General features: G+C 38.2%; 12 protein-coding genes. 4 read left to right on the top strand and 8 right to left on the bottom strand.

Annotated features, from left to right (window positions below; genetic code table 11):
- The first annotated feature begins 6 nt into the window (after positions 1–6).
- Together JR347_RS13565 and JR347_RS13570 are read left to right on the top strand one after the other, a co-directional pair.
- Positions 7–2,412 (top strand): TonB-dependent receptor, encoded by a 2,406-nt coding sequence (locus tag JR347_RS13565; RefSeq protein WP_205721131.1) that lies wholly within the window; start codon positions 7–9, stop codon positions 2,410–2,412.
- A 348-nt stretch (positions 2,413–2,760) separates the two neighbouring features.
- Positions 2,761–3,378: a deoxynucleoside kinase gene (locus JR347_RS13570; protein ID WP_235689805.1), complete on the top strand. Its 618-nt coding sequence runs from the start codon at positions 2,761–2,763 to the stop codon at positions 3,376–3,378.
- Here JR347_RS13570 and JR347_RS13575 read toward each other — a convergent pair.
- Positions 3,375–4,166: a hypothetical protein gene (locus tag JR347_RS13575; RefSeq protein WP_205721133.1), complete on the bottom strand. Its 792-nt coding sequence runs from the start codon at positions 4,164–4,166 to the stop codon at positions 3,375–3,377. The genes JR347_RS13570 and JR347_RS13575 overlap by 4 nt on opposite strands.
- A gap of 126 nt (positions 4,167–4,292) precedes the next feature.
- Here JR347_RS13575 and JR347_RS13580 point away from each other — a divergent pair, with 126 nt between their 5' ends.
- Together JR347_RS13580 and JR347_RS13585 are read left to right on the top strand one after the other, a co-directional pair.
- Positions 4,293–5,054, top strand: coding sequence for a universal stress protein (locus JR347_RS13580; protein WP_205721134.1), 762 nt, complete (start codon positions 4,293–4,295; stop codon positions 5,052–5,054).
- A gap of 3 nt (positions 5,055–5,057) precedes the next feature.
- Positions 5,058–6,458 carry an MBL fold metallo-hydrolase RNA specificity domain-containing protein gene (locus tag JR347_RS13585; RefSeq protein WP_205721135.1) on the top strand — a complete coding sequence of 467 codons (1,401 nt, stop codon included), beginning with the start codon at positions 5,058–5,060 and terminating at the stop codon, positions 6,456–6,458.
- Positions 6,459–6,630: 172 nt separating this feature from the next.
- On the opposite strand, the gene JR347_RS13590 is transcribed toward JR347_RS13585, so the two are convergent.
- From JR347_RS13590 to JR347_RS13620, 7 genes are read right to left on the bottom strand one after another with little or no spacing between them, the layout of a single operon-like run.
- A complete protein-coding gene (locus JR347_RS13590) occupies positions 6,631–6,819 on the bottom strand; it encodes a hypothetical protein (RefSeq protein ID WP_205721136.1) in 189 nt (62 codons plus the stop codon).
- A complete protein-coding gene (locus JR347_RS13595) occupies positions 6,816–8,510 on the bottom strand; it encodes a hypothetical protein (protein ID WP_205721137.1) in 1,695 nt (564 codons plus the stop codon). The genes JR347_RS13590 and JR347_RS13595 overlap by 4 nt, the downstream gene beginning before the upstream one ends.
- On the bottom strand, positions 8,510–10,714 hold the full coding sequence (locus JR347_RS13600) for a DUF4175 family protein (protein ID WP_205721138.1): 2,205 nt from the start codon (positions 10,712–10,714) through the stop codon (positions 8,510–8,512). Before JR347_RS13600 ends, JR347_RS13595 begins: the two co-directional genes overlap by 1 nt.
- Positions 10,711–11,889 carry a BatA domain-containing protein gene (locus JR347_RS13605; protein ID WP_205721139.1) on the bottom strand — a complete coding sequence of 393 codons (1,179 nt, stop codon included), beginning with the start codon at positions 11,887–11,889 and terminating at the stop codon, positions 10,711–10,713. The genes JR347_RS13600 and JR347_RS13605 overlap by 4 nt, the downstream gene beginning before the upstream one ends.
- A complete protein-coding gene (locus JR347_RS13610) occupies positions 11,889–12,779 on the bottom strand; it encodes a DUF58 domain-containing protein (RefSeq protein WP_205721140.1) in 891 nt (296 codons plus the stop codon). Before JR347_RS13610 ends, JR347_RS13605 begins: the two co-directional genes overlap by 1 nt.
- Positions 12,779–13,792 (bottom strand): AAA family ATPase, encoded by a 1,014-nt coding sequence (locus tag JR347_RS13615; RefSeq protein ID WP_205721141.1) that lies wholly within the window; start codon positions 13,790–13,792, stop codon positions 12,779–12,781. The genes JR347_RS13610 and JR347_RS13615 overlap by 1 nt, the downstream gene beginning before the upstream one ends.
- A 9-nt stretch (positions 13,793–13,801) precedes the next feature.
- Entirely contained in the window at positions 13,802–14,452 is a 651-nt protein-coding gene (locus JR347_RS13620; RefSeq protein ID WP_205721142.1) for a DUF4159 domain-containing protein, read from the bottom strand.
- Positions 14,453–14,612 lie beyond the last annotated feature (160 nt).

Genomic DNA, 14,612 nt, shown 5'->3' on the forward strand with positions numbered 1-14,612 from the left:
TTATACATGAAATACATAGTATGCACATGGCTATTTATGGCCGTGCAAATTGCTGTAAGCGCACAGGTGCTCACAGTAAAAGACAATTCCGGCAACCCTGTTGAATTAGCTACTGTTGCCAGTAAATCGCCCAATGAGTTTATAACAACAGATGAAAACGGCCGAGCTGATATTAGTAAATTAAAAGGTTCTAAAAAAATAGAAATCCGATCGATAGGCTATAAAACAGTGTATACCAATTATGAGGAATTACAATTAATGGGCTTTGATGTAACTATGAAAGCATCTACCCTTTCTATGGATGAAATAGTTATTTCTGCGACTAAATGGGAACTCTCAAGTAGTGAAACACCTACTAAAATTGTTTCGATTCCTACAGAGGAAATAGTGCTTCAAAACCCACAAACAGCCGCTGATTTGCTAAATGTATCGGGCAAAGTCTTTATTCAAAAAAGTCAACAAGGTGGTGGCAGTCCCATGATACGAGGGTTTGCCACCAATCGTTTACTGTACACGTTAGATGGCGTGCGAATGAATACCGCCATCTTCAGAGGTGGAAATATTCAAAATGTAATAAGCCTTGATCCGTTTGCATTGGAAAGCACTGAGGTGTTCTTTGGGCCGGGTTCTGTGATTTACGGTAGTGATGCCATTGGAGGTGTCATGAGTTTTCAAACGCTTACACCCCAGCTATCTGAAAGTAACGAAGTAGAGGTGACCGGCAATGCCGTAGTTAGAACTTCCAGTGCTAACAATGAAAGAACCGGGCATTTAGATGTGAATGTAGGCTGGAATAAATGGGCATTTGTTTCGAGCTTCAGTTCTTGGGATTATGACCACTTGAAGCAAGGCAGTGATGGGCCTGATGATTACTTAAAGCCGTATTATGTACAAAGGCAAGATTCTTCGGATGTAGTGATAACCCAGGATGATCCTTTATTGCAAATACCAACGGCCTATTCGCAAATAAACATGATGCAGAAAGTGCGATTCAAGCCAAATGCACAATGGGATATTCAATATGGCTTTCATTTATCTGAAACATCTTCATATGGCAGATATGACAGGCACAACAGAGTAAGAAACGGAACGGCCAGATATGCAGAATGGGATTACGGTCCACAGAAATGGATGATGAATAATTTAACACTCACACATCAGGGGCTGACGACCATGTACGATAAAATGAATGTACGCCTGGCCTATCAAAAGTTTGAAGAAAGCAGGATTGATCGTTCTTTAAATAGCGATACCCGAACCACGCAGACAGAAATGGTAGATGCCTATTCGGTGAACATAGATCTCTTGAAAAACCTGGGTGAGCAACATACCATTAACTATGGAATTGAGTATGTTTCTAATGAGGTCGAATCTAGCGGATTTGAAACGAATATTAGTACCAATAGCTCCATTGCAAGTACCTCGCGTTACCCTGCGGCTACCTGGGAATCATTGGGTGTATACATTAATGAGCAGTTTAAGGTATTTGATGAGCTGTCATTGCAGGCAGGTTTGCGTTACAATCAGTTTATGATAGATGCTACGTTCGATCAGCAATTTTTCAACTTTCCTTTCAACAATGCTAAGTTGGAAGAGGGATCACTCACAGGAAGTTTAGGAGCTGTTTACAGACCAAATGATAATTGGGTAATCAGTTCTAATTTTGGAACAGCCTTTCGAGCACCTAATGTGGACGATATAGGCAAAATATTTGATTCTGAGCCGGGAGCCATTACAGTTCCTAATCCAGATTTAAAAGCAGAATATGCCTATAACTTTGATATTGGAGTTGCTGCCAAAATTGGAGAAGTAGCCAAGATTGATTTAACTGCCTATTATACATTACTGGATAATGCTTTGGTTCGCAGAAACTTTACTTTAAATGGTAATGATTCCATCATTTATCAGGGGGAATTGAGCCAGGTACAAGCGATACAAAACGCGGCTCAAGCTCGAGTTTATGGTGTGCAAGCAGGTATTGAATTGAATTTGGCTGATCATTTTCAATTTACATCTGACATCAACTATCAACAGGGTGAAGAAGAGCTGGATGATGGCTCTACAAGCAGTTCCCGACATGCAGCACCACTATTTGGAACCTCACGACTTAAATTTAATCATGACAAACTAAAACTAGAGTTTTATGCTTCTTACCAGGGAGAAATTAGTCATGACGACCTTACTGTGGAAGAACAAGGCAAGGATGAAATATACGCCAAAGATTCTGAAGGAAATACCTATGCACCTTCTTGGTATACTTTAAACTTGAAGGCGATGTTCCCGGTATCTGATAAACTAACGGTAACTGCTGGATTGGAGAATATTACAGATCAACGATATAGGCCCTATAGCTCAGGTGTTTCTGCGCCAGGGAGGAACTTTATCCTAGCATTAAGAGCCCGACTTAATTAGTAATAAACAGATAATGAAAGAACCTACGCCTGCTAGTAATAAGCACCTAGCTTTGCAGGCGTAGGTAAAAACTACTTCATATAGTTTGTTCTCCTTTTGGAAGTAAGCGCTCCACAGGAGGTTAGGTTAAAAATTAAAAAGGATCAGGGGTGGTCCTTTTTTTTTTGGAATGAATTCTACTTATGCCATTAATGAACTCCTATAGTTACAATGATTTTAATCCTTTTCATTTAAATATTATTGAGAGTCATCCTGATCATAAATTTGTGAAAAGTTTAATAAAATATAAGCTGACAACACTTTTCCCAAAATCAAATTGTATTAGTTTTGTTTGCTATGAACAACAGTTTGCATGTAGCTATTTGCGGTAACATTGGATGTGGAAAAACCACTTTGGCAGCCATGCTGGCCAAACAATTTGGTTGGAAAGCTGAGATGGAATCCGTGGAGGATAATCCGTATTTAGAAGACTTTTATGAGGATATGAAACGCTGGTCGTTTCACTTGCAGGTGTATTTTCTCAATAGCAGATTCAATCAGATTAAACGAATTCGTGAAAGCGAAACTTCTACCATCCAGGATAGAACTATATATGAAGATGCCTTCATTTTTGCGTCCAATTTGTATGAATCCAAGCTCATGAATGAGCGAGATTATCGTTGCTACCTGACCCTTTTTGAGTCGATGATTCAGCATGTGCAAGCACCTGACCTACTCATTTACTTAAAGGCCGATATTCCAAAACTTGTTGCCCAGATTGAAAAACGAGGTAGAACCTATGAGGAAGCTATTCGAATTGATTACTTAAAAAACTTGAATAAGCGTTACGAAAGCTGGATTGACGGTTATCAGGATAGCAAGCTCTTGATCATTGACATGAACAAAACAGATTTCGTCAATAAGCCCGAAGATTTCTCAGTAATCGTGAATAGAATAGATGTGGAAGTAAACGGGTTATTTAGTTAATTATCCAAAGCCCCATCATCTACCCAACAGGCAATTAGATCAATTTCTGCTTGTGATAAATCAGGCCTACTAGCTGGCGGCATATTACCACTCTGAGTCCGGCTTTTAATGGCGTCTGCCCTACTTTGAACATTTGACAATTCACTATAATCTGGTAAAGATGCCCTGCTTCCATCGTGGCACTGACTCAGAACACAATTGGCTTGAATAATTTCTTTTACCTGGCCCGCCCATGACGTACCTGATGGTACCGTTATCTCTGATGTTACTTCACATCCTGAATCGTCTGTTACTGAAACTGTGTAACTCCCTTGTGCCAAACCATTGAAAGTATTATCCGCGCTTTCTACTCCATCCAGAAAATAGGTAATACCACTTCCACTAGCCGTTATTTCAACAGAACCATTGGATGTGTTGCACCCTGAACTAGTCGCACTTATTTCATCAATGGTTAAATCAGATCCTGCTGCACTGATTAAAATATTCAAATCATCTGTACAACCACTGGCATCAATAACTTGAATATCATAGAAACCTGGACTCAAGCCATCTATAAATGTATTTTGAATAACATTCCTTCTAAGCTGTATTTCAAAAGGTTCCTTACCACCCGTAATAGCCACTTCAATAGTACCATCGCTGGCATTGCAGCTTGTTGCATCTGTTGTGCTTACTAAACTCAAGGTTGGGCCTTCCTGCGTACAGTCAACGGCAGGAGCAGGATCATCTGAACTATCAGAGCATGAGTAAATTATTAAGGCCAAACATATAAATTGAGCAGCTTTCATTCTAATAAATGTTTAAACATTAAGTTAATTAATTATTGGCAGCTTATTACTTAAAAGTATAACAAATCATTTCTCTGACTGACAAAACTCATTATTTGAAAATAACACATTTTGTATTTTTATGTTATGAAAATTGAAAAGATAATATGCGCAGTAGATGCCTCTAACAGCTCAAAACAAGCGTTAGCATTTGCCAATAAACTTGCAACCAAGTTTAGCGCCCAACTTTCAGTGGTACATATTTTTCCTGCCGAATTACGCATGAAAAATGAATTCAAGGAGCATGTGATTGAAGAGATTAATACCTGGCTGAATGGTTTGTTGAAATCTCCAATCATTCATCTTGATGGCATTATTTCAGAGGAACTTCAAAAATTAAGCAAGTCGAATGATTTATTAGTGATGGGACTCAGAGGTTCTAATCATTCTTCGCGCTATTATGGCAGTAATGCAGCCCAGGTTATTCAAACAGCTTCATGCCCTGTATTCTTAATACCTGATGCTGAAACAGATTTTCATTTTAAAAAGATTGTCTTTGCTTCAGACTTTAAAGATATAGTGAGAGATGAAAACTTAGAGGCTTTACGCGATTTAGCAGATCATCAAAAAGCCGAATTACATCTGCTTCATGTTTCTGGAAATACAGTGTTAGATACAGAAGAAGGTGACGAGGCTATTGAATTACACGCTATCTTTAAAGATATTAACCATGCTTTTTTTGTGGTTGAAGAGCAGGACATCGTTAAAGGAATTCAAAAGCATATAAAGGATAATAAAATTGACCTATTGGCCATTATGCCAAGAAAAACAACAAAATTAGCACATACATTGAGTCAGGCAATAATCAATGAAACTGAAAGTATTCCTATCTTCTCATTTCACGCTTAGCACATGAATGTTAGAGTTAAGTTTTTAGGCGCAGCTCAAACAGTAACCGGCTCCAAATATTTATTTGAAGTAGATAACTTTACTTTTTTAGTCGATTGTGGGCTTTTTCAGGGTCTTAAACCATATCGATTAAGGAACTGGGATGAGTTTCCGCATGATGTTTCATCTATTGATGCAGTTGTATTAACTCATGCCCATATAGATCATTCAGGATACCTACCCAGATTAGTAAAACAAGGTTTCAATGGCCCTATTTATTGTACCGAAGCTACCGCTGGCCTGCTGGAAATTCTGCTTTTAGATGCAGCCAAACTTCAGGAAGAAGAAGCTGAATTTGCCAGAAAAAAAGGTTATTCGAAACACACAGTCCCAGAGCCACTCTTCACCACAGAAAATGCCGAACAAGCACTATCATTGGTGACCACCGTTGGTTATGAGCAAGACTTTAAAATTCACGATAATGTGCAAGTTACCTTTAGAAATGCCGGCCATATTTTGGGAAGTGCTTTTGTAGAGTTGCTTTTGAATGGAATTCAGATGACCAAGAAAATTGTACTCTCGGGCGATTTAGGGCGTTTCAATCAGCCACTTCTATCCTCTCCAGAGCAGGTACATAATGCTGACATCCTATTTATTGAATCAACTTACGGAGATCGTTCCAATGATATCGTTGACATTGAAGAGCAATTGAAAGAGAAGATTACAAAAGGACTGGATGAAGGTGGATGTATACTCATACCGTCTTTTGCTGTTGGACGAACGCAGCTAATACTGTATTATCTGCAAAGGCTTCAGAGTGAGGGCAGCATACCTAACGTACCTGTTTATATTGATAGCCCAATGGCTATTAGTGCCACAAACCTGTATAGCAAATACCCTGATTACCACACGCTTTCTCCTTCAGATTTCAAAGGAAATGGTTTGTTTGATTATCCAACTGTTCATTATTACCGATCTCAGGAGTCATCTGTGATATTAAATGATATTTCTTCTAATGCAATAATTATATCTGCCAGTGGTATGTGTACCGGAGGAAGAATACTGCATCATTTATTTCACCGACTAGGAAGAAAAAATGATACGCTCCTATTTGTAGGGTATCAAGCAGAAGGTACGAGAGGTAGAAGAATCTTAGAAGGTGAGCCAACGAGCAGAATCTTTGGAATCGATGTAGAAGTAAAATGCCATATAGATATTGTAACCGGCCTTTCCGCTCATGCCGATAAGAATGAATTACACCAATGGCTCGAAACTTTAGAATCGCCTCCTAAAATGACTTTTATAGTGCATGGTGAGGCAGAGAGCTCATTAGCATTAGCTCATTATCTAAGAATAGATAAACAATGGGACAATGTGTATGTGCCTAATTATTTAGAATCATTTGAGGTTTTTCGCGGTATATAGCTGCTAAAAACAAAATGCCCCGTGAAGAACCTAGCTTCAGGGGGCAAATCGTTGTCTATAGTTGGCTTATGATTCAAATGTAATAGCAAATACCTTAACTGCTAAACCCAAACCGACCAACCTACTTTTTTACCGATAAGTTGCAGCATTCTCTGACGAATGGATAATTGGTCTATTTAATTGTATCGGATTTAATGCTTTTTGAACTATCCTTTTCAAGTATCTCATCCTGAATACGCTCCTTTAGCTGGGATTTTGAGCCTGGAAATGTGGTTTTGGAGGAAATATCGTAACCTATATAGATCATGATTCCGAAAAAGATTAAAGCAAATACCAGAAAGATTTTTTTATTGCGGTTCATCTTAATTTAGGCTCAAGCCACAAATATCCCATACTTACTAGAAACAACAATAAAAACCACCATTTGGATATCAGTTTTTTCACTTCGCGTTCTTTGGCTGCGTAATCATTTATAGAATTGAAATAAGATGCATTCAATATTAGTGTTTGATAGTTCTTTACTGAACTCCATTCATCTTGTTGAAAAACATACTGCCACTTACTCTCAGGTTTATCACTTAACACGATGTTATTCCACCCAGCTTTCCGAGGCCATATCGTTGTTTGCCAGCGGTCATCAATAAACTCATGCTGTCTGAAAGTTAATCTCACACTGTCGAATGCAACCTTAGGAGCGCCATTGTTTATAACCCATAGTTTATTTGGTTCATCCAAATAAACCAACTGACTCTCAATAGTTAGTGGACTCATTTGCTTGTAAATGAATTTACTCAAAATTTTATCCCAGAGAAGTTGATATTGGGTTTCATTTCCATTTAAAGATAATTTGAAGGTATTAATGATTGATAGTATTCCCACTTTACCAAGTCCTAGCGGTTGAGATAGGTTGAAACAAACATCATTAATCGAAAGGTGGCATTCACTCAACGGTTGATTTGAATTAATTCCGACAATAGATTCAATTTCTACACTTTCTTTACCCAGCTGCATGGTCTGTTTATCATCCTCTAACTTGTTAAAAGAGGCATTTATCCAGTCTGGGATTTTGTCTGAGGCGTTAGAAGCCAATAAAAGTAAACCAAGGCCTCGCTCCTTTACTTGCTTTTCAATATTTAATCGCTCATTTCTGCTTAGACTGAAAAAGTCATTAGCTGGAATTATTAATACATCAAATTCACCTAACAAGGACTCTGACAAGTATGGAAGCTTATCAAACTCGAATCCTGAATTTTCATGGCGATATCGGTCTGTGGTAATTTTTGATCGAACAAATACCCGATGTCCTTGCGCTATCAAATGATTTTTCAAAAATTTGGTCTCAAAAGTTGGATGATCATTGAGTATTAAAACATCTGATTTATCTGGCTGATAAACTATAACAGGAAGTTGCTCCAACTGTATTACTGTATTCTCGGCTTCCGCAGTTATATTCAGCAAAGTTTTGCCTGACACTAAAGGTTTGTAATTGAGAGTTACTGCTTTGATCGAGTCTTTCTGAACCATTACCGAATCTACCACACCTCCTAACATCGAAAGCTTGAGCCAAGTATTTTCTAGCTGATTTACTCTTAACTGAACAACCTGATTTTCACCCAAAATAACCTCGCTTTGATGGCAAACATCGATTATACCATTGGGAATCTCTGCTGCGATAAAATCTACTTTTTTACCTTTTAATTTGTACAAATCGTACTCAGGAATGCCATAACCGTTGACAATGACATGATTGGTTAAGTCCGATGTTCTGATTGTATCTGACCATTCAATAAACTTATTATTGGGATACTTGACCCTTAAACTATCTACTTTGTTTGCCTCTTTGGTTGTGATAATGATAGTATCAGCATCTACTTCTGAAAAGTAATATGGCTCCAGGTAAAGCAAGACAATGCTTATGAGTGCCACAACTGTTGCTACCAATCTTGAAAGGTACAACCGTCCATTTTTCGACTCAAGGAAAACAAGCACTGCTAAAAGAGCCAACAGAGTTGGAACGACATACCACCACAAATCAGCATTCAAAACACCCATTATTTATTCATTGAATTGGTAAGTTGATTAAGGTATGCACGTGTAAGACGATCCTCCGATGAATGATTTTGAGGACTTAACTCATCTTCTGAAGGCAACGCCTTGCTTAATTCAGATTGAACCTTTCTCAATGTTGAAAACAAAATAGTCTCATCAACCTGCTTTAAGTTTAATTTTTGTAATAGCTGAAGCGTCATAAAATGCTTCCCGGGTTGATCAATGGCGATTGCTGCTAACTCATTGCCTGCGTTTTTGAATATATCTGACTCATATGCTTTTAATTCTTTTTTAATCAACTCATCAATATAAAAGATAGCCTTTTCAATTGCCGGGTAGCTTTTTTCGGTGACAGACTCAATGGTACTGGTACCTGTTTGGACTTCCTTCACATCACCTGATAGCCGTTTATCTTCTTTTATTGGTGGCGGATCGAAACCAATACGATGAACATAAATACGAGCGTGGTTTTTAATTTCTTTAATAAGCTCAAGTGCCTTGTATTGATAAGGCAACGATTTTTCAGGCTGATAGAGCCGCAGGTACAACTCTGCATCCCACATTTCATTCATGGCAGCCCGTAACTTGCCTTTGATGGATGAGGTAAATAATGTTGCTTCTTCAGGATCTTCATGGTCATGCTTAAACTCATCCAAAGGGTCTTCTTTCTTTTCACTTTCAGGCACTAAATTATGTTCATTGTCACTATCGTGAGCATGGGAATACTCGGCCAAAGGGTCTTCTTCATCATGATCGTGGTCGGCTTCTGCTGACTCACTTTCAGACTCTGTCATTCCACTTTCAAACTCCTCTCCCATAAACTGCCCGTATTTTAAGCGTAGTGACTTTTGATCAAAACCCAACTCATTGCTGGTGAAATTAAAATCATTTTTGGGGATTTTTCCTCGCTGCTTTACCAGCTTTTCGGTATCGATAATGATCTGCCTCTGACTTCTAAAGTATTCCGGCATCAGATCTACCCCTAATGCACCCTCTAAAGAAAACTCAATTTTGGTGGTATCTCTTATACTCACAAAATAGGTCTCCGTTCTGTTTCTGTTGGGTTTGGGTCGTTTATAATCAAAAACCTCTACATAAAAGTACAGTTCATCACCCGGGGTCATATCAAGCTTAGCTATGTCAATTGATTTTGAAAGCGATTGTCTTTTACCGCCTACTTTCAGGGATTTGTCGAATGCCATTCTTTCCTCTCTGAATTTGACGGCTTCGCCAGATCCCTTACTAACAGTAGCTACAATAGCGGTTGAATCAAGCCCGTAGTCATCTGACATTTTGGAAGTAAACTGTACCTTCCAAGGCTCATCAATTTCTAGAACAGTAAATCGATCAATACCTTCGATTGACACTTCAGGTTCTTTGTCAGGCGTAGCTATAAGTTGATAAAGCTCTGTTTCGTACTGTTTTTGATTGATATCAGTATAAATGAGTTTGTAAAAACCACTGGCTATCAATTGACTTGTCAGTTTGTAGCTTCCGCCTTCAGCTTTAAATGGCAGCTGCTTACCGTTGTTCATTTCAAGGATTAAGCTTTTTGGTTTCTCGGAGAACGTAACCGTCCAGGTAATGTAAGAGCCTTCAAGGGCAGTAACACTAAAATTTTCGCTGGTTGTAGTTGCCAGTTTCGTATACTTAGGGTAATTAATGCGCACTTCTTGATTGATAATGCTAAGTGCCTGATCTGTGATTACTGAATCAGTTGAAATAAACTCAATGCCTTTTTCTCTTTCATTAATCTCAGAGGGTGAATTGATATCAATTAGACTCAATAACAATCCAGAAATGACAAATAAAGCCAGTCCAATGAAGCCATTTTTTAACGAAGCGGGCCATCCTATTTTGTCCTCATTGGCGAGCAGAATCTCTGAAATCCTTTTTCGCTGTACCTGTGCTATTAATGAACTGTCTGCAACTTCTGAAACCAGTAAAAATGAGCTGTTTTGAGCCAACCCAAACGATAAATCAAGCCACCTGGAGCTTCTCTTTGCATTGATCTTCCATGGTCTGTAAACCAGAATAAATAACGCCAGGCTTAGAATGAATATAAGAGCTAGCCACCCTAAACTTTTTAACTCAATAACAAAACTGATAAGTAATGTTAAACCAATTGCCAAAAGAAATGCATTGGCAATATAGACCAACCGCCATTTGAGAGTTACTTTATTCAATATGTCGATGCCGCTTTTCATTGCTTTCTTTTCATTGAATAAACTCGCTCAAAAAGGAAAAATCCTAAAAAAACCAACCAAAACCAATCCGCTCTTGCCTTGTTTGTTTTATCAGTATCTATGGTAGATTGATTGAGTTTTACCATTTCTAAAGGCACTTGTCTACTTTCTTTCAAGTCCGCTTTTTCAGGAATAATAATTGCAAAAAGATGACCAATGAAATCCTCAGAAATAAAATTATCCTGTGTTATACGATTGTTTAAAAAGTATCTTCCACTCTGGCCTGTTAAGATGGGCTTTGTCACGTTCTCACGATAAATCAAACTGCTTGCATTATGCTCAAAATTTAACTCATCTTCTGATAGCCAAATCAGCCAATCAGATCCTTTATTTTCGAAGTTCTTCGTTGAAAAAGAATTTATTAGAATTGGCCTTTTAGCTACTTCAGAAATAGTAGCCAGTGCAGATTGAAAGTAAAACAGCTCCTTTTCAAATTCCTGATCATAAACAATATCAAATTTCAGTGTATCCCAATTTTCGGCCTGACTCATAGCCTCCTGAACTCCTTCTACCCATTTATATTCTGTAGATATTGTATTACTAGTAGCAATCAGATCCAAACCGTTAGTGAAGCTTCTGTGAGTATATTCTTGATTTTCTAACGGTTCAATAGGTAGCCATTTTATCACCTTGCTGGTGGCTGGTCTTCTACCCTTCAACTGATTCTCTGTTACGCTTGCCAGAATAAAAATCGTATCAGCTGGTAATTTGTTTATGGCATCAAATGCATCCCAAATATCAACTGCTTCCTGATTTGCTTTTTGATCATCGATAAGTTCTAATCCACTATTCAGGTAACGCTTCTCAATTTTAAGAGTATCTAATGCTTTCTGAACCCTCGAATCGTTAAATAACGTTGGCTCTACCAGCACGATAGCATTAGTATTTTGCACTTTTTTAGTGGTAAGTAATTCCGCCATTAAGAAACAGAATAAACTGAGCACCAAACATCTTACCATCAACAATAACAATTCATTCAGCTTGATACTTTTCGATTGCTTTGTCTCAAATTCAGGAATGTATTTTAAACTACCTACGTGAATAACTTTACCTTCCTTCTTGCTCCAGAGGTGTATAGCTATAGGTATCAATAACCCAAATAATCCATAGAGATATGATGCGTTGGCAAACTCCATTAGATTAATGCATTTCTACGTTTTAAAAAGCTACTTAGCATTTCGCCAATTGAGGTGCCAGTTGTAAATAGGTTATAGTCAATGCCTTCTCTCAGCAGCGCCTCATTCACATTGAAAAGAAATTCAGAGACATTCTGCTCATAGATTTCTTTCGCATCAGCCGCGGATATTTTAACCCTTGAATACGTTTCCAAATCCTCTAATGTGACACTCCCTGTGTAATTAAAATTCAACTCATTTTCACCCATCAGGTGGATCACCACAACTTCATTCCTGTTGGTTTTCAGTGATTTAATAAATTTCAATAGTTCATCATTTTCCTCATACAGATCGGAGATAAACACAATCAATTCCTTATGGTTTCTATCGTGCAACTCTCTAATGTCTGCACTATTTGCTGGCCATTTACCCTTATTTTCAATCTCTACTAGGTAATGTAAAAATCTATTGAAGTGCCTGATATGAGCTCTTGGATAAAGTGTTTTTAGTTCCACTTCATTCAGCGCAAAAAGCCCAACTGCATCTCCCTGATGGCTTGTGAGATAACCAAGCGTTGCGCATAAAAAACGAGCATAGTCCATCTTGGTAAGACCACTATCCTCATGAAGCATGGAAGCACTGGCATCAATGATGAACTTTACAGAGATGTTAGTATCAATCTCGGCCTGTTTGATATAGTATCGCGATGATCTCGCCAACATCTTCCAATCCAGCAACCGTATATCATCACCAGGCTCATAACTTCTATATTGACTAAACTCCATACCCTGCCCTACTTTGCGACTCCTGTTTAAGCCCGCAGTATGGCCTTCGAGTATTGTTTTAGCAACAAACTCAAGACCCTTAACACTGTTAAGGTTTTCAGGTGTAAGAAATTCCTGATAATTCATTACACTACCCCGTTGCTTGTAATTTCTGTAGATTTCAATAATTGTTTAGTCACATCATCAGAAGTAACGCCTTCAGCCTCAGCTTTAAAATTGACGATTACTCTATGGCGTAATACTGGTAGTGCTACTTTCTCAATATCAGCCTTGGTTACGCACAGCCTACCTTCTTGCAATGCATTAGCTTTGGCTGTAAGTATGATTGCTTGTCCTGCTCTTGGGCCCGCACCCCAGGCTACCCATTCTTTTACATAGTCAGAAATTGTAGTTGCTGGTCTTGTAGCACGCACTAGTCTACTCACTAAGCTTACAAGATCATCACTGATGGGCACATCTCTTACCATACTTTGAAGCTTCACGATATCTTCACCAGATATAACCCCGTTCACCTTTTCTTTCTTCTTTCCGGTAGTAGATTTTAATATTTCCGTTTCTTCTGCCTCTCCCGGATAGTCCAGTTGAATATAAAGCAAGAACCTGTCTAGTTGCGCTTCAGGTAAAGGAAACGTACCTGCTTGCTCTATAGGGTTTTGGGTAGCAAGGATTAAGAATGGTTTATCTAATGAATAAGTCTTACCTGCATAAGTCACTTCAAACTCCTGCATGGCTTCTAGTAACGCAGATTGAGTTTTAGGAGGCGTTCTATTGATTTCATCGGCTAGTACAATGTTGGAGAAAATTGGCCCTTCATTGAACTTGAAAAACTTCTTACCGGTGCTATGGTCTTCCTCCAGAATTTCAGTTCCTACAATGTCAGAAGGCATTAAGTCTGGAGTAAACTGAATTCTCCTAAATTTTAAATGCATTGCTTCTGATAATGTCCTGATCATTAATGTTTTAGCTAGTCCTGGTACACCTTCTAATAAGGCATGGCCTCCCGCTAAAAATGTAATAATCAATTGATCAACGATCTCATTCTGACCAACAATTACTTTGGCAATTTCCTTTTTTAAATCGGACAGCTTTTCAACTAATTGAACCACTTCCCCTTCTGCTTTTTCAATATCCTGCTCCATATTTTCATATTAAGAGGTTAGCGCATACATGACAATGTTGACTGCAAACCTCGTGTTATCTATTTTATACCATCTTTTATTTCTGAAATCGTAATCCCACTCACAGCCATAATCTTTATTGCTATATAATACCCCTATTCTGCCATCCACTTCTACAGCCTTCAAATAATCATGTACCAAATCGTCACCCCACCCATTTAACTCTTGCGAGGTTGTTGGTGGGCCATCTTCAAAAGTGAAAAACGATGAATAGATCGAATGATCATTTGGAATTTTTTTCAACTTATTTGCACCAAAGGTTCGGATCATCTGTTCCTCAAATGATTTGGCAAAAAGCCCATCAATATCATGGTTACAGTCATCTACGAATACAAACCCACCATTCTCCACATACTTTTTAAAATTTTCGTTCTCCTTATCAGAAAACTGAACAAGTTTATGACCTGATAGATAGCAGAAAGGGCATTCAAAAACTTCATCACTACTCAACGGAACAATATTTTCTGTTGTATCTACTTTAAGAGTTGTGTATTCAATTAATGAGTTAAGGACATTGGATGGCATACGCTGATCCACGTCCCAGTCGCCAGACTCATACTGAAGCCTTGTAAAGAAAAAAGCATTGCTATTATTTCGTATGGCTACTAATTTATTTTTCATTTATTCAGTTCAATCTGCTGGCTGCCTCTCTATTCCAATATTCAAAGAAACAATCTACTGATTTGACTCTAAGTTGCAAGCCAATAATACCACATCAAAAATTATTTATTTAAACGGCTATTTAAAAGCATGAATACTTACCGCTTATGGAAACAGCAGC

Origin of the sequence: Fulvivirga lutea (genome assembly GCF_017068455.1) — a bacterium.
GTDB classification, from domain to species: domain Bacteria; phylum Bacteroidota; class Bacteroidia; order Cytophagales; family Cyclobacteriaceae; genus Fulvivirga; species Fulvivirga lutea.

Bases quoted from the DNA above. Each gene is read 5' to 3' on its own strand.
- JR347_RS13565 (WP_205721131.1), top strand. From the start codon at position 7: ATGAAATACATAGTATGCACATGGCTATTTATGGCCGTGCAAATTGCT.
- JR347_RS13575 (WP_205721133.1), bottom strand. From the start codon at position 4,166: ATGAAAGCTGCTCAATTTATATGTTTGGCCTTAATAATTTACTCATGC.
- JR347_RS13580 (WP_205721134.1), top strand. From the start codon at position 4,293: ATGAAAATTGAAAAGATAATATGCGCAGTAGATGCCTCTAACAGCTCA.
- JR347_RS13585 (WP_205721135.1), top strand. From the start codon at position 5,058: ATGAATGTTAGAGTTAAGTTTTTAGGCGCAGCTCAAACAGTAACCGGC.
- JR347_RS13590 (WP_205721136.1), bottom strand. From the start codon at position 6,819: ATGAACCGCAATAAAAAAATCTTTCTGGTATTTGCTTTAATCTTTTTC.
- JR347_RS13595 (WP_205721137.1), bottom strand. From the start codon at position 8,510: ATGGGTGTTTTGAATGCTGATTTGTGGTGGTATGTCGTTCCAACTCTG.
- JR347_RS13600 (WP_205721138.1), bottom strand. From the start codon at position 10,714: ATGAAAAGCGGCATCGACATATTGAATAAAGTAACTCTCAAATGGCGG.
- JR347_RS13605 (WP_205721139.1), bottom strand. From the start codon at position 11,889: ATGGAGTTTGCCAACGCATCATATCTCTATGGATTATTTGGGTTATTG.
- JR347_RS13610 (WP_205721140.1), bottom strand. From the start codon at position 12,779: ATGAATTATCAGGAATTTCTTACACCTGAAAACCTTAACAGTGTTAAG.
- JR347_RS13615 (WP_205721141.1), bottom strand. From the start codon at position 13,792: ATGGAGCAGGATATTGAAAAAGCAGAAGGGGAAGTGGTTCAATTAGTT.
- JR347_RS13620 (WP_205721142.1), bottom strand. From the start codon at position 14,452: ATGAAAAATAAATTAGTAGCCATACGAAATAATAGCAATGCTTTTTTC.